This window comes from Pseudomonas sp. HMSC066A08, assembly GCF_001813025.1.
Lineage (GTDB): Bacteria > Pseudomonadota > Gammaproteobacteria > Pseudomonadales > Pseudomonadaceae > Pseudomonas > Pseudomonas aeruginosa.
Genome location: NZ_KV811394.1, coordinates 1 through 373 on the forward strand (window position 1 = coordinate 1; position 373 = coordinate 373).

Here is a 373-nt window from a genome sequence, read left to right on the forward strand (position 1 = left end):
CGATGACGCGCCCTTGGCCGCCGCTTGGCCGCCAGTGCTTGCACCGAGGCCGGAAGCTGCCCCGGTGCCGCCAGTTGCGGCCGCTGCGGGCGCACTGCCACCGGCAAAGCTGGAATTGATCGCAGCAGCCAGACCGCCGCCACCAATGCCACCGGCACCCGCTGCACCGGCACCGGCTGCACCACCACTACCGGCCGCGCCAAGAGCACCGGCCGCCGCCGGAGCGGCCGCCCCGGCCGTGGCGATGGTTGCAATAGCAGCCGCTGCACCGGCTGCACCGGCCGCTGCCATGCCACCGATGGCCGAACCGCCGCCCATCGAGGTGCCACTAATCATGCCCGCGACCAGCTCGGGGATAGTCTTGGCCAGATAG

Annotated in this window: 1 pseudogene; it reads right to left on the bottom strand. The window is 72.1% G+C overall.

The window, feature by feature from the left end:
* Positions 1-373, bottom strand: a pseudogene (locus HMPREF2886_RS35170) (P-type conjugative transfer protein TrbL); the annotation flags it as partial.